Source organism: Streptomyces sp. NPDC037203 (assembly GCF_055605065.1).
Window position 1 is genome coordinate 334,301 of the sequence record NZ_JBVJUC010000001.1, and the last position, 20,112, is coordinate 354,412.

Below are 20,112 nucleotides of genomic sequence, written 5' to 3' on the forward strand. Positions count from 1 at the left end.
GACCTCGGCCCCCGGACGAGGAGATCCGCGAGCCTGCTGGCGCTGCCGCTGCGCGAGGTCGTACCGACCGGTCATCCGCGGATGGTGGCCACGGCGGCGGCCGTCGCCGAGCGGCTGTCGGCCGGGGGCGGGCTGCTGTACCGCTATCTGCACGACGAGGCCCCGGACGGACTGGCGGGTGACGAGGGCGCGTTCGTACTGTGCAGCTTCTGGCTGGTCGACAATCTGACCGGGCAGGGCCGCCTGGAGGAGGCCGGGGAGCTGTACGCCTCCCTGTGCGCGCGGGCCAGCACGGCCCGCCCCGCTGACCAGGGACGCGCTGCTGCACGAGGAGACGGTCCTGGGTACGGCGGCCGACGACGGCCAATCCTGAGGAGGAGCAGCCGATGCGCCGTGACCCGTCGGAGTGTCCGCTGTGCGTCGCCGTGATCGGGGTGGCCGGGGGCGGGCAAGACCACCGTGGCCCGGCTGCCGACGCGGCGGCCGGGCGTGCCGCTCACGGACGCCGACCGGGGGTGTGGTGCCCTGCTCGGCGCTGCGCCGCCGCTACCGTGACGTCCTGCGGGCGGCCTGTCCCAATGCCTTCTTCGCGCATCTGACGGCCCGGCACGAGAAGCTGGGGCGGCGGATGAGCGAGCGCTCGGGGCACTTCATTCCGCGCGCGCTGCCGGAGTCGCGGGAGGCGACACTGGAACCGCTGGAGGCCGGCGAACGCGGCGGTGCCGTGGACGCGGGCCCGGCTCCCGGTGTCGTCGTCGAGGCGGCTCTCGGGCTCCTGGCCGAGACGGCGGTGGACACCAACAGGCGGTCGTGGAAGCCGGGTTGAGGGGTGCCGGCGGACCCGGACGACGGCGGTCGCCCGGATGCCGGCCGGCCCCCTCAGCAGCCGCAGCTGTAGTACAGGGCGTCCCAGTGGGTGCCCTCGTCGGCGTAGACGTTGCCGGAGGCCGCGGTCCACATCGGGTAACCGTCGCCGCGCAGGCCGGAGTAGGTGAAGTTGTTCTTGATGTAGTTGGTGATGCAGGTGTTCTTGCCGTAGTCGAGCTTGTAGCCGTTCCAGTGGGAGTACGTGCCGGAGGCGTGCCCGGTCTCGGTGCCGCCGGTGATGTTCAGGGCGCAGCCGCTGGCGTGCTTGAGGGTCACGGCGCCCTGGGCGGTGGCCAGGTTGAGCTGGTCGAAGGACGTACAGGTCGCGTTGTTGCGATCCGAGCAGCCACCGGAGGAGGACCAGGTGATACCCGCGTCGCGGAACATCTGGGTCGCGGTGGCATTGCTGATCTTGGTGACCGCGAAGGCGTCCGTCGCGGTGCCGAGGACGGCGACACCGGGAGCGACGACCAGCGCGAGGGCGGTCAGGGCCGAGCGGACCTTCATGGGGGAGCCTCCTGCGTGAGACCGGGCGACGTGTGGGGCAGCGGTGCAGGCGGTGCGTGGGGATGATGCCAGAGAGCGCCGTGCCCCCGCCAGAGACGCGGGACACCGGAACCACGTGACCACTCAGCGCACGCAGCCCCGGATTTACCTCCCGGGCAAATACCCGCCGGGGTATTTGACCCCTGCGCGCGGGCCGTCATAACTTCGGTCGCGGAAACCCCCTGGGGTATTTGAGGAGACAACCACATCGTGCGCCCGCAGGGCCGACACAGGAAGGACATCCCCATGGCCGCAAGCCCCGCACCCGGCACCGAGACGATCACCGGCCGGCATCGCGTCGCCATCATCGGCGGCGGCAGCGCGGGAATCAGCGTCGCCGCCCGGCTGCGCCGCGCGGGCGTCGGCGACATCACGCTCGTCGAACCGTCGGACAGCCACTGGTACCAGCCCCTGTGGACCCTGGTCGGCGGCGGTCAAGCGGCCCTGCGCACCACCCGCCGCGCCGAGGCGTCCGTCATTCCGGACGGGGTGCGCTGGATACGCCGGCACGCCCTCGCCGTCGACCCCGGCGCGCGGACGGTCGCCCTGTCCGGCGGTGCCGAACTCGCTTACGAGCACCTGGTGATGGCCCCCGGACTGCAACTGGACTGGGACGCCGTGCCCGGCCTCGCCGAGGCGGTGGGACACGACCGGGTGGCCAGCAACTACGCGCCCGAGTACGCCCCGCGCACCTGGGACCTGATCCGGGGCATGCGCTCCGGCACGGCCGTCTTCACCCAGCCGGCCACGCCGGTCAAGTGCGGCGGGGCGCCGCAGAAGATCGCCTACCTGGCCGCCGACCACTGGCGCAGGCAAGGGGTCCTGGACCGCATCCGGATCATCCTCGTGATCCCCGACGACGCGCTGTTCAAGGTGCCCGAGTGGCGCCGCGTCCTGGAGCGGGTGGCCGACCGGTACGGCATCGAGGTGCGGCTGCGCTCGGAGATGACCGCCGTGGACGGCGACCGCCGGGAGATCACCGTCACCGACCACGCGAGCGGGCGCGCGGAGACCATCGCGTACGACCTGCTGCACGCCGTGCCCCCGCAGAGCGCGCCCGACTGGGTCAAGCGGAGCCCGCTCGCCGATCCCGCCGCCCCGTTGGGCTTCGTCGCCGCCGACAAGCACACGCTGCGACACCCGCGGTATCCGGAGGTGTTCGCGCTCGGCGACGTGGCGCACCTGCCCACCTCCAAGACCGGCGCGGCGGTGCGCAAGCAGGCCCCGGTGGTGGCCGCCAACCTGCTCGACGTGATGAACGGCCGGACGCCCGCACACCACTACGACGGCTACACCTCATGCCCGCTGGTGACCGCCCGCGACCGGATGCTGCTCGCCGAGTTCGACTACGACCTGACGCCCCGGCCGAGTTTCCCGCTGATCGACACCTTCAAGGAACGGCGCGACATGTGGGTCTTCAAGCGGTACCTGCTGCCGCGGATCTACTGGCACGGCATGCTCACCGGCCGCCTCTGACCCCCGGCCGACCCCTCCCACCAGCGGAGACCGCCTCGATCAAGGCCGTACCGGCACGCGTACGAATACCCCCTGGGGTACCCGTGCTACGGTTCGAAATATACCCCAGGGGGTAATCAGCGAAGGGAGCGTCCGCGTGTTCTTCATCGACACCATCGAGCTCGAGGGCCTCGGAAACCGCAGTTATCTGACCGGCGGGCGACGGGCGGCCGTGGCGGTGGACCCGCCGCGCGACATCGACCGGGTGCTCACGGCGGCGGCACGGCGCGGCGTACGGATCACCCACGTGGTGGAGACGCACATCCACAACGACTACGTCAGCGGCGGTCTGGAGCTGGCCCGGCTGACGGGTGCCGCCTATCTGGTGCCGGCCGACGCGCGGGTGTCGTTCGCGCGGGTGCCGGTGGCCGACGGCGACTCCGTGACCGTGGACGACGCGCTGGAGCTGCGGGCGGTCGCCACGCCCGGACACACCCCTCACCACACCTCGTACGTCCTGCGGGAGCAGGGCCGGCCGGTGGCCGCGTTCACCGGCGGTTCCCTGCTGATCGGCACGGTGGGGCGGCCCGATCTGGTCGAGCCCCGGCTGACCGAGCGGCTGGCCCGCGCCCAGCACGCCTCCGCGCACCGCCTGGCCGCCGAGCTGCCGGACGAGACATCCGTCCTGCCCACGCACGGCTTCGGCAGCTTCTGCTCCTCGGCGCAGGCCGAGGGCGACACCACCACCATCGGCAAGGAGAAGTCGGCCAACGCCGCGCTCACCACGGACGTCGACTCCTTCGTCGCCCGGCTGCTCGCCGACTTGGACGACATCCCCGCCTACTACACGCACATGGGCCCCGCCAACGCGGCGGGCCCCGCGCCGGTCGACCTCACCGCGCCGCCCGTCGCCGGCGCGCGGGAGATCGCGGCCCGGCTCGCGGCCGGCGAGTGGGTCGTGGACCTGCGCAACCGGGTCGCGTTCGCCGAGGGCCATGTCGCCGGGTCCTTCAACTTCGAGGCAGACGGCAAGATAGCCACGTATCTGGCCTGGATGATCCCGTGGGGCAAGCCGGTCACCCTGCTCGCCGATTCCCCCGGTCAACTGGCCTCCGCCCAGCGCGAGTTGGTGCGGGTCGGCATCGACCGGCCCGCCGCCGCGGCCACCGGCGCAGCCGGGGAATGGGTGCCCGAGGGCGAGAAGCTGGTCTCTTTCCCCCGCGCCACCTTCGCCACCCTGGCCGAGCGGGGCACGGACGGCGTCGTCGTCCTGGACGTGCGCCGCGACTCCGAACGCGCCGGCGGGCACATCGAGAACTCCGTGCACATCCCGGTGCACGAGCTGCACAAGCGGCTCGGGGAGGTACCGGCGGGCACCGTCTGGGTGCACTGCGCCGGGGGCATGCGGGCCGGTATCGCCGCCTCCCTGCTGCACGCGTCGGGCCGGGACGTGGTGGCCGTGGACGACGGTTTCGACTCCGCGGGCGCCGCGGGACTGACCGTGGTCACCGGCTGACCTGCTCCCCCACCGGCCCCGATCCCCCGCTCTGCCGTGAGCGCGGGCTCCGTTCCATCCGTTCGTCTCCTTGTCTTCCCGAGAGGTCGAGTGATGTCCCTCCTCCCCCGTGGCGCGTACCGCGTCAGCGTCAGCGAGGCCGTACGGCACAGCCGGGACGCCGGGCACCCGGCCGGCGACGAGCACGGGACCAGCGGTTCCATAGCATGACCGCCCTGGTCCTCGCGCTCGTCGCCGGTGCCGTCATCGGCCTGGCCCTGGGCGGCCTCGGCGGGGGCGGCAGCGTCCTCGCCGTACCGGCCCTCATCTACCTCCTCGGCTTCACCACCGCCGAGGCGACGACGGCCGGCCTGGTCATCGTCACCCTCACCTCGGTCACCGGGCTGACCGGGCACGCGCGGGACGGCAATGTCGCCTGGCGCACCGGACTGCTGTTCGCCGCGGCGGGCATCGTCCCCGCGATGCTCGCCGGGACCCTCGCCGGCCGTCTGCCGCAGCCCCTGCTGACCACCGCCTTCTCGGTCGTCGCGGCCCTCGCAGCGCTGCGCATGCTGCGCCCCGCCCGCACCGCCCCCGACTCCGGCGCCCGCATCGATCCGGGCAAGGCCGGCGCGGTGGGGGCCGGTCTCGGCGCGGTGACCGGGTTCCTGGGCGTGGGCGGCGGCTTCCTCGCCGTACCGGCGCTGGTGGGAGTGCTCCGGCTGCCCATGCGCCGGGCCGTCGGCACCAGCCTGCTGGTCATCACGATCAACTCGCTGGCCGCGCTCGGCGCCCGCGCCGGCACCGGGATGCACCTGGACTGGCCGGTCGTCGCGCCGTTCACCGCGGCCGCCATGCTCGGCGCGCGGGACGGCAAACGGCTGGCCGGACGGCTCCGGGGCGGGACGCTGCAACGCGTCTTCGCCTGGGTGCTGCTCGCCGTCGCGGTCTTCATGCTCGCCGACGTACTCGTGTGACCTTGCCGTCACAGAGCCCTGCCACAGTGGAAACGCCGGGCGTCCCCGCACCCCTCCCCGCCCCCACGGGTCACTCCTCGCTCCGGGGCGCCCTCGACGACTCAAGGACGACAACTGCCATGACCACCCTCACCACTCTCGCTCCCGACCAGGTCAGGGACCGTCTGCACGAGCTGACCGTGATCGACGTCCGCACTCCTGGCGAGTACGCCGGCGGTCACCTGCCCGGCGCCCTGAACATCCCGCTGGACCAGCTCGACCGTGCGCTGCCCGCGATCCGCGACGCGGCCGGGCGCGGCGAGATCCTCCTGGTGTGCGCCTCGGGTGCCCGCTCGGAGAACGCCGGCCGCCGGCTCGCCGGGCAGGGCGTGCGAGCGGCGACCCTCGCGGGCGGCACCGGGGCCTGGGCCGCGGGCGGCCAGTCGCTGGACCGCCCCGCGGCCCGCGACGTCAGGCCGGTCTGGAGCATGGACCGGCAGGTCCGGCTCACCGCCGGGTCCCTCGTGCTGCTCGGCCTCGCGCTGGGCGAATTCGTCCACCCGGCGTTCCGGCTGCTGTCCGCGGGCGTCGCGGGCGGTCTGGTCTTCTCCGCCGTGAGCAACACCTGCGGCATGGCCGCCCTGCTCGCCAAGCTGCCGTACAACCGGCCCGGCGACGACGGTCTGGACACGACGCTCGCCCGTCTGCGCGGCCGCTGACCACGGGCTCCGCGCATGGCGTTCGCCCGGTACGCCGCCGCCCCGGTGCGGGCGCCGGCGTACCGGGCGAACCAACCCCTCAGGTGTCGTACGGCTTACGGCTCGATGCCACCGGCGAGGGTGCCGCCGACGTAGACGGTCACCTTGGTCGCGTCGGCGTAGGCGGTGTTGGTCGCGTAGCTGTAGTCGTCGCTCTCGCTGAAGTTCGACCAGTCCGTCTTGCTCACCCGGCTCTGGATGTCCCCGGTCGACGCGCCCGCCGCGAGCGTGCCCGCGCCGGAGGTGAACCCGATCTCCAGGTAGTGGTCCGCGCCCGCCTTCGGCGAGGACAGCGCGACGACCTTCTGTGTGACGTTTGCGCATCCGACGGCCGCATAGTCGCACCACGCGCCGAAGGTGGTGGCGCCGCCGTCACCGGTGAAGTAGTAGCGGATCGTCACCTTCGACAGGTCCACCGCCGAACTCCCCGTATTGACGACCCGCAGCCCCGGCTTGATCGCGTTGTCCGCCGGCGCGCTGTCGTTGTTCTTGTACTGCGCCTTCACCGTCCCCGCGCCCGGAGTGCCCCCGCCACCACCACCGCCGCCGAGGGCGGTCTGAACCGCCGTGTACGCGGGTTTGGCCTGGAGGTTCTCGTCATAGAGGTCGGCGGCGCCCTGACCCGAGAAGGTGCTCGGCACCCAGGAGTACTTGTCGTCGAAGTCCCACACGGTGATGCCGACGCAACGGGTGACGGCGAGGCAGGCGTTGGTGACCTGGCGGTAGTAGTCGGCCTGGGTGGCCAGCTTGGTGCTGTCCGGCGGCATCTCCATGCGCACGTCCAGCTCGGTGAACGCGACGTCCAGCCCGAGGTCGGCGAAGCGCTGGAGGTTCTGCCGCATGTTCGACGGGAATGCGTACTGGATCGCGAGGTGTCCCTGGAAGCCGATGCCGTCCAGCGGCACGCCCGCCTTCTTCAGGTCGCCGGCCAGCTGGTACATGGCGTCGGCCTTGGCGCCGCTGCCGTCGATGTTGTAGTCGTTGATGTACAGCTTGGCGTTTGGGTCGGCGGCGTGCGCGGTGCGCAGCGCGTCCGCGATGTAGTCCTTCCCCATGGCGTTGTAGAACGGGTCGGTCCGGTAGGTGCCGTCGTCGTTGAACGGCTCGTTGACCACGTCCCAGGCGTAGACCTCGCCCTTGTAGTGGGTGGCCTCCTTGGTGATGTGGTTCTCCATGGCGGCCTTGACCTGGCTGGACGGCAGGTTGCTCACCCAGCTGGGCAGCTGGCTGTGCCAGACCAGGTTGTGGCCGCGCACCTGCTGGCCATGAGCCCGCGCGAACTGGACGATCGCGTCGCCTCCGCTGAAGTCGAACTTGCCCTGCGAGGGCTCCGTGGTGTCCCACTTCATCGAGTTGCCGGGCGTGATCGAGCCGAATTCGCTGCCCAGGACGCCGGTGTAGGCCGAGTCGCCGAGCTCGGAGTTGTCGGTGGCGGAGCCGAAGTACCGGCCACTGGCCTGGGCGAGCTGGTTCAGGGTGGCGCCCTGGGCGGCAATGGCCGGGGCGGTTGCCGCGGCGAGCAGTCCGAAGCCGGTGCTCACCAGCGTGGCCAGCGCGACCACGAGCCCACCGCCGCGCAAGGGGTGCGGACGAAATCTCACCACTGTCTCCTTGTCAGTTGGGCTCGGTGCCGCCGGCGAGGGTGCCATCGACGTAGACGGTCACCTTGGTCGCGTCGGCGTAGCCGGTGTTGGTCGCGTAGCTGTAGTCGTCGCTCTCGCTGAAGTTCGACCAGTCGCTCTTGTTGATCCGGCTCTGGATGTCCCCGGTCGACGCGCCCGCGGCCAGCGAACCGGCACCGGAGGTGAACCCGACCTCCAGGTAGTGGTCCGCGCCCGCCTTCGGCGAGGACAGCGCGACGACCTTCTGCGTGACGTTCGCACACCCCACGGCCGCATAGTCGCAGGACGTCGCGAACGTGGACGCACCACCGTCACCCGTGAAGTAGTAGCGGATCGTCACCTTCGACAGATCCACCGCCGAACCCCCCGTATTGACGACCCGCAGACCCGGCTTGATCTGATTGTCCGTCGCCGAACCGTCGTTGTTCTTGTACTGCACCTTCACCACACCCGTGCCCGGCGAACCACCACCGCCCGACGCCGCCGTGGTCGCCGTCACCGCACCCGAAGCCGCCGACACATTCCCCGCCGCATCCCTCGCCCGCACCGAGTACGCATACGACGTGGACGCCGACAGCCCACCGTCCGTGAACGACGTGGACGCCGTACTGCCCACCTTCACCGACCCCCGGTACACGTCGTACCCGACCACCCCCACATCGTCCGTCGACGCCGACCACTTCAGCGACACACTCGAAGCCGTCGTCCCCGACACCACCAGACCCGTCGGCGCGGTGGGCGCGGTCGTATCCGCACCACCACCACCGGAGACGGGCGGGTAGGCGTTCTGGAGCAGCTGCCGGAACTGGGCGGAGAACCAGTGACCGGCCAGCGGGGCGTTCGGCAGGGCGCCGGTCGGGTTGTTTCCGTTGCGCGCGTTGCCCGTGTAGCTCGGGTCGCACATCCGGTCGAAGCCCTTGCCCTCGCTGTTGTCGACGGGCTGGCTGGAACCGTCCGACTCACCCGGAGGCTTCACCCACACATAGGCGTCGATACCGGCGGCCGGGGCCGCGGTCGGCCGCTCGCCGAGGCCGGCGCCGCTCTGGTTGCACCAGTTGCCGGAGTGGATCCGGCGGTCGATGCGGGCGCCGTTGACGTAGGCGTCCACGGAGGTCGTCGGGCCGGGGCCGGTCGGCCGGGCGGAGCCGCCCCAGCCGTTGCGGGAGGTGTCGATCAGCATGCCGATGCCGGAGCTGAAGCCCTTCCCCACCAGTGTGGTGCGCAGCGCCTGGGCGTAGGACTGCTCGTCGACGTACTGGTTCCAGTCCACCCACTTCGACTGGCGTACGGTCGTGCCGTTGACGGTGTCGGTCACCTTGAAGTTGGGCTCCACGGTCGCCGAGTAGTTGGCCGTGTTGACGATGAAGCCCTGTACGTCGTCGACTGTGGCGCCGGCGGTGTTGGCGGCCTTGTAGAACTCGTCCGCGGCCGGGCCGAGGTTGGTGTCCCAGCCCAGCCAGCCGTGGTGGCCGGCGTCGAGGTAGTTGTACACGTTGGGTATCGCGCCCAGGTGGTTCAGGGCGTAGCCGACGCCGGTCTCGTAGTTGCCGTTCGCCTTCATCGTCGCGCACTGCGGCGTGGAGCCGTCGGTGCCGCCCGCGTTGGTCACCAGGTTCGGCAGCGAGTCGGGTTCGATGACGTTGACGATCCGCAGGTTGGCGTAGGCCGGGTCGGCGAGGATCTTGGCGATCGGGTCGATGTAGTCGGTCTCGTACCGGCCGATCTCGGTCGGGCCCAGCTCGCCGTTGGAGGCGAGCGCGGAGCAGTCCCGGCCCGGCAGGTCGTAGATGACCAGCGTGATCAGGTTGGCGCCCTCGGACACGGCCTTGTCGAGGTGGTCGCGCAGGCCCATCCGGCCGCTGGTGCCCTGGATGGTCGAGATGCTGTCCAGCCATACCGCGGTCGGTGTGTTGGCGACCGCGCTGCCGCCGGGCTCGGCGGCGGCGTCCGCGGACCATTCGGGGTTCACGTAACCCTTCGCGCCCACGTAGGGGTTGTCCACTCGGGCGGTGGCGGCCGAGGCGGCCGGCGCGTCGAGCGACAGGGCCAGCGCGGAGCCGAGCGCGAGCGCCGACAGCACCGCGAAGCCGCGGGTGAGTGTGGTTCTCGGGGGAGTTGGAAGCTTCTTCACCAAGGGTTCCTTCCATGGAGTGTGGTGGCGCGCGATGCGGCCGTACGGCACACCACGCGCCGCTTGGGGAGGCAGAACTCAGGGTTCGATGCCGCCGGCGAGGGTGCCGTCGACGTAGACGGTCACCTTGGTCGCGTCGGCGTAGGCGGTGTTGGTCGCGTAGCTGTAGTCGTCGCTCTCGCTGAAGTTCGACCAGTCGCTCTTGTTGATCCGGCTCTGGATGTCCCCGGTCGACGCGCCCGCGGCCAGCGAACCGGCACCGGAGGTGAACCCGACCTCCAGGTAGTGGTCCGCGCCCGCCTTCGGCGAGGACAGCGCGACGACCTTCTGCGTGACGTTCGCACACCCCACGGCCGCATAGTCGCAGGACGTCGCGAAAGTGGACGCACCACCGTCACCCGTGAAGTAGTAGCGGATCGTCACCTTCGACAGATCCACCGCCGAACCCCCCGTATCGACGACCCGCAGACCCGGCTTGATCTGATTGTCCGTCGCCGAACCGTCGTTGTTCTTGTACTGCACCTTCACCGCACCCGTGCCCGGCGAACCACCACCGCCCGACGCCGCCGTGGTCGCCGTCACCGCACCCGAAGCCGCCGACACATTCCCCGCCGCATCCCTCGCCCGCACCGAGTACGCATACGACGTGGACGCCGACAGCCCACCGTCCGTGAACGACGTGGACGCCGTACTGCCCACCTTCACCGACCCCCGGTACACGTCGTACCCGACCACCCCCACATCGTCCGTCGACGCCGACCACTTCAGCGACACACTCGAAGCCGTCGTCCCCGACACCACCAGACCCGTCGGCGCGGTGGGCGCGGTCGTATCCGCACCACCACCACCGGTGCCGAATCCGGGGGCCTTGACGGAGGCCAGGTAGCCGTCCTTGGTGGTGTCCACCGTCTGCCAGTCGTCCTTGAGGATGCCGCCGGTGTCCCCGGAGTCGGGGTTCCAGCACCAGAAGGTCCACTGGAAGCTGTCGCCGCCGTGCCCCGAGGTCGGGCGGAGGTAGTCGACCAGGGCCTTCAGCCAGGTCTGGTCGGTGGTCGACTGGAGCGTCGTACCGAATTCGCCGACCCAGACGGGGGCGATGTCGTTCTTGAAGAGGTAGCCCCAGTACTTGTCCCAGACGCCGGGCATGTTGTTCGGGAAGGACGGGTCGCTGAACCAGGGCTGATCGGCGACGCTGGTGGCGTAGTCGTGGGCCGAGTAGACCACGCGGTTGGCGACGTCGAGCTGGACCGGGTAGGTGCCGGCGCCCTCCAGGTTGCCGCCCCACCAGGTGGAGTCGCCGTGGTAGGTCTGGACGCCCTCCACGAAGATCAGCAGGTTGGGGTTGACCGACAGCACCGCGTTGCCGCCCCGCTCGGCGGCGAGCCGCCAGTCGACGGTCGTGTCGCCGCAGCCCCAACAGGCCGGATCGTGGGGCTCGTTGTGCAGGTCGATGCCGATGACCGTGGGGTTGTTCGCGTAACGGCGCGCCAGCGCTGTGAGGTCGGCGATCCAGGTCGACTCCGGGACGCTGCTCGTGTACCACAGGGCACTCTGGCCGCTGGAGTCCGGCCGGTGCCGGTCGAGGATGACCTTCAGTCCGATCTGCCCCGAGTAAGCCACGATCTTGTCCAGGACCTGAAGGGAGTCGAGCCCCTGGAGGTCGGCGTTCTTGCCGCCGGAGAAGTCGATGCTGGACGGCATGGTGCCGGACTTGAAGATGTCGTCGGAGTACGGGATGCGCAGCGTGTTGTATCCGGTCGCGGCGATCTGGTCGAGCATGCTCTTGTAATCCCGCGACCACAGGCCGTGGACCACGTGGTTGTCGGTCTCGAACCCGAACCAGTTGATCCCGGCGATGCGCACCGAGTTGCCGTTCGCGTCCACGATCTGGCGGCCGCTGGTGTGCCAGTAGCCCGCTCCCGCGGCGCCCGCCGCCCGCGCGGGCGCCGTACCGGACACGGCGGCCAGCAGGGCGAGCAGGATCGCGGCCACGACGCCCAGGGCCGTATACCGCCGAGGTGGGCCCAGATCCGCAGGTCTCATAGCAGTCAACTCCTCTGGTAGGACGTGCCCCCGTGCTGACTGACTTCGCTGCCGCACCGTCTCCCCTGCCGGGCCGCGGTGCGGTTCGAACGCGGTGGTGCTGCGCCGGGGAGTGCCACCCTGGATGCGAACGGGCCGGCGTTCGTGACCACTTGGCGTCGGTGACGTCCAACTCCGGCTTGTTTCCAGGGGCTTGAGCGTGGGAGCGCTCCCAGCAAGTGAGGAAAGTAACAACTCGAAACAGCGCTGTGAAGGGGGCTCGGTGAAACCTGGGCGCAATGGCGGGTTCACGCGCCCACTCGATGCGGGGGCCCGCGCGCTCGGCCGGGGCCGGGCGTCACCGCACCGGGCTACGTGGACTCGCCGCATCCGGCGCCGATGCCCGACGGGGGCGACGCCTACCGCCGGGTAGCCACCAGCCGGCCGCCGGGGACCGGCCGCCGCGCGGGGCCGGAAGCAAGGCGGAGAAACAGCCATTCGGCACATGCGCGGGGAGCGGTGCCCCCGCGCCGCGCGGCGCACTCCCCCGGCTGCGGCGGACGACCACCGGACCGCCCGGCCGACGCGGCGCACGGATACCGAAGCGCTTCTTGGGCGCGGCGGGTGGAGCCGGAACGGTCTGCAGGCGCGGCGGGGGACTCCGGAAACGGTCTGCCAGCACGGCTGGTGAATGCCGGAGCAGCCTCCTGACATGACCCGCGAGTGCCGGTGGTGGGCCGGTCCCGGAGCGGCGGCCGGATGCCAGAACGGCCTCCCGGCGCGGCAGGTGGACGCCGGAACCGTCTCCCAGCGCGGCACATGCAGCCGGAAACCGCCTCCCGACCTGGCGCATGGCCCCCGGAACGCTTTCCCGGCGTGGCCCGAACGACTTCCGGGCGAGACGGTCCGGGAACGGCACCCGGATGCCGGAACGGCCACCCGCCCTGGCCCGCGAGTGCCCACGCGGGCCCAGCCCCCAGGCGGCGCCCGGATACCAGGTCAACCTCCCGGCGCGCCCCGCGAACCCCGAAGTGGACCGGCTCCTGAGCGGCGACCGGTCCCCGGCGCCCCGCTCAGGCGGACTCGCGGACCACCAGCTCCGTGGAGAGGACCACATGGCGGCGGATGCCGTTGCGGGACTCGATCTCCTCCAGCAGGACCCGTGCCATGGTGCGGCCCATCTCCTCGGTCGGCTGGCGCACGCTGGTGAGCGGCGGGTCGGCGTGCCGGGCCACCGCGGAGTCGTCGAACCCGATCAGTGCCACGTCCTCCGGCACCCGTCGCCCCGACTGGCGCAGCACGTGCAGGGCGCCGCTCGCCATGACGTCGGACGCTGCGAAGACGGCGTCGATGCCGGGGTGCCGCTCCAGCAGGGCCCGCATGGCGGTACGGCCGCCCTCCTCGGTGAAGTCGCCGTGGGCGACCAGCGAGGGGCCGCCGCCGAGTCCCGCGGAGTTCACCGCCTGGGTGTAGCCGTCGAGCCGGCAGCGGGCGACGTACATGTCCAGGGGGCCGGTGATGGTGGCGACGGTCCGCCGGCCCAGGCCGATCAGATGCTCCGCGGCCGACCGCGCGCCGCCCATGTTGTCGGCGTCGACGTAGGACATCCATTCCCGCTCCGAGCGCCGGCCGTTCAGCACGGTCGGCACCCGCAGTCGCTCCAGCAGGCTGGGCAGCGGGTCGTTCTCGTGCACGGACACCAGGAGCACGCCGTCGACGCGGCGGGCCGCCAAGTGCTGGCCCAGGCGCTGGCGTTCGCGCGGGGTACGGATCAGGGTGAGCAGCAACTGCATGTCGGTGTCGGCGAGTTCGGTGCTCACGCCGCGCACGATGTCCAGGAAGTACGGCTCGGCGCCCAGCCTGGTCTCCGATTCGGGGATGACCAGGGCGACCGCGTCCGTGCGGTCGGCGGCCAGCGCGCGGGCGGCGCGGTTGGGCACGTAGCCGAGTTCGGCGATCGCCGCCTCCACGGCCGCCCGCGCCTGGGCGCTGACGTGCGGGGAGCCGTTGACCACCCGCGAGACCGTACCCCGCCCGACACCGGCCCGTGCGGCGACCATCTCCAGCGTCGGCCGGCCGCCCCGCCCCTCGCCCGCAGCCATCGCGCCCTTGCCCGTCACCATGGATGACAACCCGTCAGTCGCACCGACTCGAAGTGTTCGTTCCCTTGACACGGCCTCGGGAACGGTGGACCTTCATTATGCCAATCTGGGAGCGCTCCCACGGGAGCGCTCCCAGATAACGGCCGGTTTGATCAAGCCGGAGCCGCGGTGCGGCGGGTGACGCGCACGCCGGCCCACCGGGCGCAGTGGGGCGCCCGGTGGGACGGCGGTCACGGGACGGCGGTCACGGGACGGCGGTGACGGGACGGCGGTGACGGGACGGTCAGAACTTGGGTTCGGGCGACTGGGACCGCACCAGTTCGGCGGCCTCCGCCTCCGACTCCACCGACGGCGGGGAGCCGGCCAGCGGCTTGTTCGCCGTCTCGGTCATGCACAGGACGGCGATGACGCCCACGGCCGCCGCGCCCATGGCGTAGAAGGCCGGCATCAGATTGGTGTGGAAGACGCCGAGCAGGGCCGTGATCACCAGGGGGGTGGTGCCGCCGAACAGCGAGGTGGAGAAGTTGTAGCCGACCGACAGCGAGCCGTAGCGGACGTGCGTCGGGAAGATCGCCGGAAGGGCCGCGGACATGGTGCCGAGCATGGCCACCAGGGACAGGCCCATCAGCAGCAGGCCCAGGCCGATCAGAGCCATGTCGCCCTGCCGGATGAGCAGGAACGACGGGACCGACAGCACCAGGAAGCCGAGCATCCCCGCCATCAGCAGGGGTTTGCGGCCGAAACGGTCCGAGAGGCGGCCCACCTGGTTGATGACGCACATCTGGAGGACCATCACGATCAGCAGGATCAGCAGGCCGTGGTTGGTGTCGTAGCCGAGTTCGTCGGACAAGTAGGTCGGCATGTACGACAGCAGCATGTAGTCGGTGATGTTGTACGCCGCCACGAGGGCGACGCACAGCAGCAGCGGCCGCCAGTAGCGGGTGAAGATCTTGCCGAGGTCGGCGGCGGCCGAGGTCTCCACCGGGTCGGCGGCCTCGGTGGCCTTCGCCATGCCGCCCTCCAGCTTCTGGAAGGCGGGCGTCTCGTCCAGCTTGAGCCGCAGATACAGGCCGATGAAGCCGAGCGGGGCCGCGACCAGGAAGGGGACGCGCCAGCCCCAGTGCAGCATCTGGTCGTCGCTGAGGAAGCTGGTCAGGGCGACGACCAGGCCGGACGCCCCCACGTAGCCGGCGAGCGTGCCGAACTCCAGGAAGCTGCCGAAGTAGCCGCGCCGCTTGTCGGGGGCGTACTCCGCGATGAAGGTGGAGGCGCCGCCGTACTCACCGCCGGTCGAGAAGCCCTGCACCAGGCGGAAGAAGATCAGCAGGGCCGGGGCCCAGACGCCGATGGCGGCGTGCGAGGGGATCAGGCCGATGGCGAAGGTGCCGATCGCCATCATGATCATGGTGAGAGCGAGGATGGTCTTGCGGCCGATCTTGTCACCGAGCGGCCCGAGGACCATGCCGCCGATGGGCCGCACCAGGAAGGCGACCGCGAAGGTCGCGAAGGTGCTGAGCAACTGGGCGGTGTGGTTGCCCGAGGGGAAGAACACCTTGCCCAGGGTCGCCGCGAGATAGCTGTAGATGCCGAAGTCGTACCACTCCATCGCGTTGCCGAGCGCGGCGGCCTTCGTGGCGCGCTTGACCGCCGCTTCGTCGGTCACGGTGATGTCGCTGCGGCGCAGCTTCGGATTGCGCCGCTTCTCGATGGCACGAAAGAGCATCCGGTGGCGTCTGACCGCGGCGGGATCCGCCGTATCCACGGGATTGTCGTGGTCAGTCGCCGTCATCACGGTGTTCCTTTCGCCGAAACGCATTGCACACGCACGCCTGCGCAGAACTCACGCGCTCAAACTCACCGCTTCGTACCGCACCCGGTCGGCTACTGTGGGTGGATGGCATTCCGGTGCGGTGCTCCTCAGGGGATGTCGCCGCTCCAGTCCAGGCGGCCGGGGTCGCCGGGGCGCGGGGTGTATATCGCCCGCCCGCCGGTGCCGAACCGGCCCAGCTCGGTCGGCAGCGGGACGCCGGTGGCGGGAGCGTCGCCGGGCCGGTCGGTGATGTCCAGGAGGAGGCCGTCCAGGGGGCCGCCGACCAGTTCGGCATACCTGCGGTCCGGGCGCGGGCCCGGATCCTCGTGGTCATGGCCGTAGACCCGGCCGCGCAGCAGCTGCTCGTCGTCGCCGTTCATGGTCCAAGTCTCACAGCCGCCACTGACAACGGGATCTTGCCGCAGCCGGAGCGCCGGCCGGTGCGGGGCGGTTTATCTTCCCGCCCTACGCGGTTGCACCCACAGGTGTGTGCACGAGCCCCGGCGGGGAACCTGAACCCTCCGGACGGGGCCCCAGCCGAGAGGAGCCCAGGTGAGTACGTCGACGCCGGCGGCGGAAGGCCGCGGCCAGGGGGCTCAGGACGACGGTTACCAGCCGGATCCGCGCCGGTGGCGGGCCCTGTGGGTGACGCTCGTGGCGGGCTTCATGAGCCTGCTGGACGTGACGATCGTGGCGGTCGCCCTGCCCACCGTCCAGCGGGATCTGGGGGCCTCCCCCGCCCAGGTGCAGTGGGTGGTCTCGGGGTACGCGCTCACCTTCGCCCTCGCGCTCGTCACCGCCGGGCGGCTCGGTGACGCCCTGGACCGGCGCCGTATCTTCCTGCTCGCGCTCAGCGCCTTCGTGCTGTTCAGCGCGGCGTGCGGGGCGGCCCCCGACATCACCCTGCTGGTGGTGGCCCGGCTCGCCCAAGGGCTCGCGGCCGGATTCATGGCGCCCCAGAACTCCGCCCTCATCCAGCAGCTGTTCCGGGGTGCCGAGCGCGGGCGGGCCTTCGGCTTCTTCGGCGCGACCGTCGGCATCTCCTCGGCCGTCGGGCCCATCACCGGCGGCGCCATCCTCGCACTGGCCTCCGGCAGCGACGGCTGGCGGTGGATCTTCTACGTCAATGTCCCCATCGGCATCCTCGCCGTGCTGCTCGGCCGCCGGCTGCTGCCGCGCGTCCAGGGGTCCGGCCGGGGCCATGTGGACGCCGCCGGTGTCCTGCTCCTCGGTCTCGGGGTGCTCGCGCTGATGTTTCCGCTGGTCCAGGCGGATTCCGGCGGGCTCGACCGGCTGTGGTGGCTGTTCCCCGCGGGTGTCGCCGTGCTGCTGGTCTTCGCGCAGTGGCAGCGGCGTCTGGTGGCCAAGGGGGGCCAGCCGCTGCTGGATCCACGGCTGTTCAGCACCGTGCGCGGCTACGCGGTCGGCGCGGGCGTCGGCACGCTGTACTTCATCGGATTCAGTGGGGTGTGGCTGGTCTTCGCCCTCTTCTACCAGCACGGCCTGGGCTTCTCCCCGCTACGCTCCGGACTCGCCGTGACCCCGTTCGCCGTGGGCTCGGCGGTCGCGGCCGTGGTCGCGGGGCGGCTGGTGGAGCGGCTGGGCAGGCTGCTCACCGTGTGCGGTCTCGCGGGGGTGATCCTCGGCCTCGGCGGCACCGCGGTGCTGCTGCACTACGTGGACCCGGGCATCGCGCCCTGGGTCGCCGCTCCGGTGCTGTTCCTCGGCGGCATCGGCGGCGGCTTCGTGGTCTCGCCCAACTTCACGATGACGCTGCGGGACGTACCGGTCCGGATGGCGGGCGCGGCGGGCGGCGCGTTGCAGACCGGGCAGCGGCTCGGCGCGGCGGTGGGCACGGCCGCGCTGCCCGGCCTCTACTACCTGATGCTCGGCCGGCACCACGACTACCGCACCGCCGTCGTCATGGCACTGGGCGCCGCGCTCATCGGCATGGTGGCGTCCCTGGCGCTCGCCACGTTCGACTGGCAGCGGGACCGGCTGACGCGCTCGGGGGACGGGAAGCGGCCGCGGGAGGCGGCCGACGACCCGGTGCGCTCCGGTCAGCCGTGATCAGTGGCGGGGGCTCAGAAGAAACCGCCGTCCAGGGCGAGGGTGCGGCCGGTCATGTACGCGGCGTCGTCGCCGGCCAGGTAGGCGTAGCCCGCGGCGATCTCCTCGGGCGTGGCCAGCCGGCCGAGCGCGCCGTGCACCGAGAGCCACTGCCCGAGCGGCATCTCGCCGCGCAACCGGGGGTGCTGGTATCCGGCCGAGTTCTCGGCGGCCATGTCGGTGTCGGTGCCGCCGGGGGCGATCGCGTTGATGGTGATGCCGCGCTGGCCCAGCTCCGCGGAGAGGTTGAGGACCATGGATTCCACGGCGGCCTTGGAGGCGGCGTACAGGGTGTGGGCGAAGACCGCGCGGGAGGCGCTGACCGAGGAGGTGAGCACGATCCTGCCGCCCTCCCCCATCCGGGCGGCGGCGTGCTGGGCGGCGAACAGCTGGCCGCGGGTGTTCACGGCGAAGACGCGGTCGAAGTCGGCCGGGGTGAGGTCCTCCAGGGCGCCGAAGTGCTCGATGCCGGCGCAGGAGGCCAGCACGTCCAGTCGGCCGAATTCCGTGACCGCGCGCTCGATCAGCGCCTCGCTCTGGCCGGGGTCGGCCACGTCCGCGCCGTGGGCCAGGGCTCTGCCGCCGTCCGCCTCGATCGCCGAGACCAGCGCGTCGGCCGCCTCCCGGTTGCTGCGGTAGCCGATGACGACGGCCGCCCCCTCCGCCGCCAGACGCCCGGCGACCGCCGCCCCGATCCCCCTGCTGCCGCCGGTCACCACCGCCGTCCTGCCCGCGAAACGCCCGCCCTGTCGTGCCGTCATGGAGGTCTTCCTTTCCGTCCTTCACGGACCCGTCGCCGACAGTGTCCAACGGCGCCCTTGCGCAGGCGAGTTGAGCATCGTTCGATGACGCGTGCGAATCGGGCCATTCCCGGTCGGGCCCCTCGTCAGAGTTGCGAGCCCGGTAGGGTTATGTGATCAAATCTGCCGATGCGTACCCCCCACACCTCGACGCATCACACCACTCACTCCGACGGACCCGGCCCCGACCGGGTTCCGTCCGGGCGAAGTCCGTACGACGAACTGGCGGCGCTCGCGGACGATCCCCCCGGCGATCCGGCGGACGGCGCGCTGGACGACTTCCTGCGCGCGGAGGACGCCCCCGGCCGGCCGGAGGAGGACGCCGACGAGCCCTGGACGCCGCCCGACCACCGGCGCCGGGGCCGCCGCCGCAACCGCGCGACCGGGCTGCCCACCTTGCTCAGGCTGACCGTCTGGGCACTCACCTTCGCCTGCCTCGTCGCCCTGGCCGACCGCTGGGCGCTGCTCTACGCCGAGCGCCAGGCCGCCGACCGGCTCAAGGACCGGCTGCATCTGACCGCCGCGCCCGAAGTGCGGATCGGCGGCTTCCCGTTCCTGACCCAACTGCTCGACCGGCGGCTGGACTCGGTCCGGATCACCGTCCCGGACGTGCCGGCGAACCGGGTCACCCTGACCCAGGTCACCGCCACCGCGCACGACATACGCATCGACGGCGACGGGCCGACCGCCGTACGCGGCGCCCTCGTCCGGCAGTTGCACGGCCAGGTCCTGCTCTCCTTCGCCGACATGAACCGTGAACTGGGCGCTTCCCAGGTGTCGTTCAGCGCGCTGGGCCCCGGCCGGATCAGGGCGCTCGGCTCGCTGCGCGTCGCCGGACAGGATGTGCGGGTGCGCGCCGACGCCCGTGTCGGGCGCGACGGGGACCGCGGCATCAGCACCTCGGTGGACGGGATGCGGCTGGACATCGGCGACCTCGCGACCTACCGGCCCGGCACCGGCCGCACCGAGGGGCTGCACCTCACCAGGAATGCCGCGCGCCGGGTCGCACGGGAGGCGGACAAGATCAAGGCGCTGCTGGGCGTCCCGGAGATCGTGCACCGCCTGGGCGTGCCGGACAGCACGGTGGAGGCGGCGCTGCACGACGAGGACAAGCTCCACCGGCTCACCGACGCACCGCCCTTCCTGCACCGGCTGACCCGGCTGAACCTGGTGGACCTGGCGCTCGCCCATCCCGAGGTGCTCAAGCGGCTCGGTGTCGACCTCTCCCTGCTCGCCTCGCTGACCAAGCTGACCCGCCCGCAGATCGCCGACCGGTTCGACTTCGCCTTCCGGATCCCCGAACCGCCCTCCGGCGCGCTGCGCGTCCAGCGGGTCGCGGTGGACAAGGCGGGGGTGCACGTCTACGTCAGCGGGGCGGGGCTGCTGCTGGGCAAGTGAGGGGCCCCGGACGGGACCGGCCCGCGCGCACGCGGGCGCCC

The 20,112-nt window shown here is 71.5% G+C and carries 16 protein-coding genes; 8 read left to right on the top strand and 8 right to left on the bottom strand.

Features of this window, described 5'->3' with window-relative positions:
• Positions 1-36 precede the first annotated feature (36 nt).
• Both ACZ7EC_RS01360 and ACZ7EC_RS01365 read left to right on the top strand, forming a co-directional pair.
• Positions 37-429 (top strand): glycoside hydrolase family 15 protein, encoded by a 393-nt coding sequence (locus ACZ7EC_RS01360; RefSeq protein WP_471057783.1) that lies wholly within the window; start codon positions 37-39, stop codon positions 427-429.
• Positions 430-520: 91 nt separating this feature from the next.
• Positions 521-826, top strand: coding sequence for a hypothetical protein (locus tag ACZ7EC_RS01365; protein ID WP_471056112.1), 306 nt, complete (start codon positions 521-523; stop codon positions 824-826).
• Between the two features lie 53 nt (positions 827-879).
• Here ACZ7EC_RS01365 and ACZ7EC_RS01370 read toward each other — a convergent pair whose 3' ends face one another.
• A complete protein-coding gene (locus ACZ7EC_RS01370; RefSeq protein WP_397982398.1) occupies positions 880-1,374 on the bottom strand; it encodes a hypothetical protein in 495 nt (164 codons plus the stop codon).
• Between the two features lie 285 nt (positions 1,375-1,659).
• Between ACZ7EC_RS01370 and ACZ7EC_RS01375 the strand changes: the two genes are divergently transcribed.
• The 4 genes from ACZ7EC_RS01375 (at position 1,660) to ACZ7EC_RS01390 (ending at position 6,038) form a co-directional block, all read left to right on the top strand.
• A complete protein-coding gene (locus ACZ7EC_RS01375; RefSeq protein WP_471056116.1) occupies positions 1,660-2,889 on the top strand; it encodes an NAD(P)/FAD-dependent oxidoreductase in 1,230 nt (409 codons plus the stop codon).
• Positions 2,890-3,025: 136 nt separating this feature from the next.
• A complete protein-coding gene (locus ACZ7EC_RS01380; RefSeq protein ID WP_471056119.1) occupies positions 3,026-4,384 on the top strand; it encodes a rhodanese-like domain-containing protein in 1,359 nt (452 codons plus the stop codon).
• A gap of 206 nt (positions 4,385-4,590) precedes the next feature.
• Positions 4,591-5,340 (top strand): sulfite exporter TauE/SafE family protein, encoded by a 750-nt coding sequence (locus ACZ7EC_RS01385; protein ID WP_471056122.1) that lies wholly within the window; start codon positions 4,591-4,593, stop codon positions 5,338-5,340.
• 119 nt (positions 5,341-5,459) lie between these two features.
• Positions 5,460-6,038 (top strand): rhodanese-like domain-containing protein, encoded by a 579-nt coding sequence (locus ACZ7EC_RS01390; protein WP_471056125.1) that lies wholly within the window; start codon positions 5,460-5,462, stop codon positions 6,036-6,038.
• Between the two features lie 95 nt (positions 6,039-6,133).
• Here the strand turns inward: ACZ7EC_RS01390 and ACZ7EC_RS01395 are convergent, their stop codons facing one another.
• From ACZ7EC_RS01395 to ACZ7EC_RS01420, 6 genes are all read right to left on the bottom strand, one after another.
• Entirely contained in the window at positions 6,134-7,678 is a 1,545-nt protein-coding gene (locus ACZ7EC_RS01395) for a glycoside hydrolase family 10 protein (protein WP_471056128.1), read from the bottom strand.
• A gap of 13 nt (positions 7,679-7,691) precedes the next feature.
• Entirely contained in the window at positions 7,692-9,830 is a 2,139-nt protein-coding gene (locus ACZ7EC_RS01400) for a glycoside hydrolase family 6 protein (RefSeq protein ID WP_471056131.1), read from the bottom strand.
• A 78-nt stretch (positions 9,831-9,908) separates the two neighbouring features.
• A complete protein-coding gene (locus ACZ7EC_RS01405; RefSeq protein WP_471056134.1) occupies positions 9,909-11,873 on the bottom strand; it encodes a cellulase family glycosylhydrolase in 1,965 nt (654 codons plus the stop codon).
• 1,052 nt (positions 11,874-12,925) lie between these two features.
• Positions 12,926-13,954 (bottom strand): LacI family DNA-binding transcriptional regulator, encoded by a 1,029-nt coding sequence (locus tag ACZ7EC_RS01410; protein ID WP_471057786.1) that lies wholly within the window; start codon positions 13,952-13,954, stop codon positions 12,926-12,928.
• Positions 13,955-14,237: 283 nt separating this feature from the next.
• Positions 14,238-15,743: an MFS transporter gene (locus ACZ7EC_RS01415; protein WP_471056136.1), complete on the bottom strand. Its 1,506-nt coding sequence runs from the start codon at positions 15,741-15,743 to the stop codon at positions 14,238-14,240.
• 128 nt (positions 15,744-15,871) lie between these two features.
• Entirely contained in the window at positions 15,872-16,144 is a 273-nt protein-coding gene (locus tag ACZ7EC_RS01420) for a hypothetical protein (RefSeq protein WP_471056138.1), read from the bottom strand.
• A gap of 172 nt (positions 16,145-16,316) precedes the next feature.
• On the opposite strand from ACZ7EC_RS01420, the gene ACZ7EC_RS01425 reads away from it, so the two are divergent.
• Complete coding sequence (locus ACZ7EC_RS01425; protein ID WP_471056141.1) at positions 16,317-17,834, top strand: MFS transporter; 1,518 nt, start codon at positions 16,317-16,319, stop codon at positions 17,832-17,834.
• Positions 17,835-17,848: 14 nt separating this feature from the next.
• Here the strand turns inward: ACZ7EC_RS01425 and ACZ7EC_RS01430 are convergent, their stop codons facing one another.
• The gene (locus tag ACZ7EC_RS01430; protein WP_471056144.1) at positions 17,849-18,634 is read right to left on the bottom strand and encodes an SDR family NAD(P)-dependent oxidoreductase; all 786 of its coding nucleotides are present in this window, start codon (positions 18,632-18,634) and stop codon (positions 17,849-17,851) included.
• Positions 18,635-18,802: 168 nt separating this feature from the next.
• On the opposite strand from ACZ7EC_RS01430, the gene ACZ7EC_RS01435 reads away from it, so the two are divergent.
• Entirely contained in the window at positions 18,803-20,071 is a 1,269-nt protein-coding gene (locus ACZ7EC_RS01435; RefSeq protein WP_471056146.1) for an LmeA family phospholipid-binding protein, read from the top strand.
• Positions 20,072-20,112: the final 41 nt, after the last annotated feature.

Excerpts from the sequence above, each read along its gene's own strand:
- ACZ7EC_RS01385 (WP_471056122.1), top strand. The coding sequence starts at position 4,591 with ATGACCGCCCTGGTCCTCGCGCTCGTCGCCGGTGCCGTCATCGGCCTG.
- ACZ7EC_RS01410 (WP_471057786.1), bottom strand. The coding sequence starts at position 13,954 with ATGGCTGCGGGCGAGGGGCGGGGCGGCCGGCCGACGCTGGAGATGGTC.
- ACZ7EC_RS01435 (WP_471056146.1), top strand. The coding sequence starts at position 18,803 with ATGCGTACCCCCCACACCTCGACGCATCACACCACTCACTCCGACGGA.
- ACZ7EC_RS01405 (WP_471056134.1), bottom strand. The coding sequence starts at position 11,873 with ATGAGACCTGCGGATCTGGGCCCACCTCGGCGGTATACGGCCCTGGGC.
- ACZ7EC_RS01375 (WP_471056116.1), top strand. The coding sequence starts at position 1,660 with ATGGCCGCAAGCCCCGCACCCGGCACCGAGACGATCACCGGCCGGCAT.
- ACZ7EC_RS01420 (WP_471056138.1), bottom strand. The coding sequence starts at position 16,144 with ATGAACGGCGACGACGAGCAGCTGCTGCGCGGCCGGGTCTACGGCCAT.
- ACZ7EC_RS01370 (WP_397982398.1), bottom strand. The coding sequence starts at position 1,374 with ATGAAGGTCCGCTCGGCCCTGACCGCCCTCGCGCTGGTCGTCGCTCCC.
- ACZ7EC_RS01430 (WP_471056144.1), bottom strand. The coding sequence starts at position 18,634 with ATGACGGCACGACAGGGCGGGCGTTTCGCGGGCAGGACGGCGGTGGTG.
- ACZ7EC_RS01415 (WP_471056136.1), bottom strand. The coding sequence starts at position 15,743 with ATGACGGCGACTGACCACGACAATCCCGTGGATACGGCGGATCCCGCC.
- ACZ7EC_RS01390 (WP_471056125.1), top strand. The coding sequence starts at position 5,460 with ATGACCACCCTCACCACTCTCGCTCCCGACCAGGTCAGGGACCGTCTG.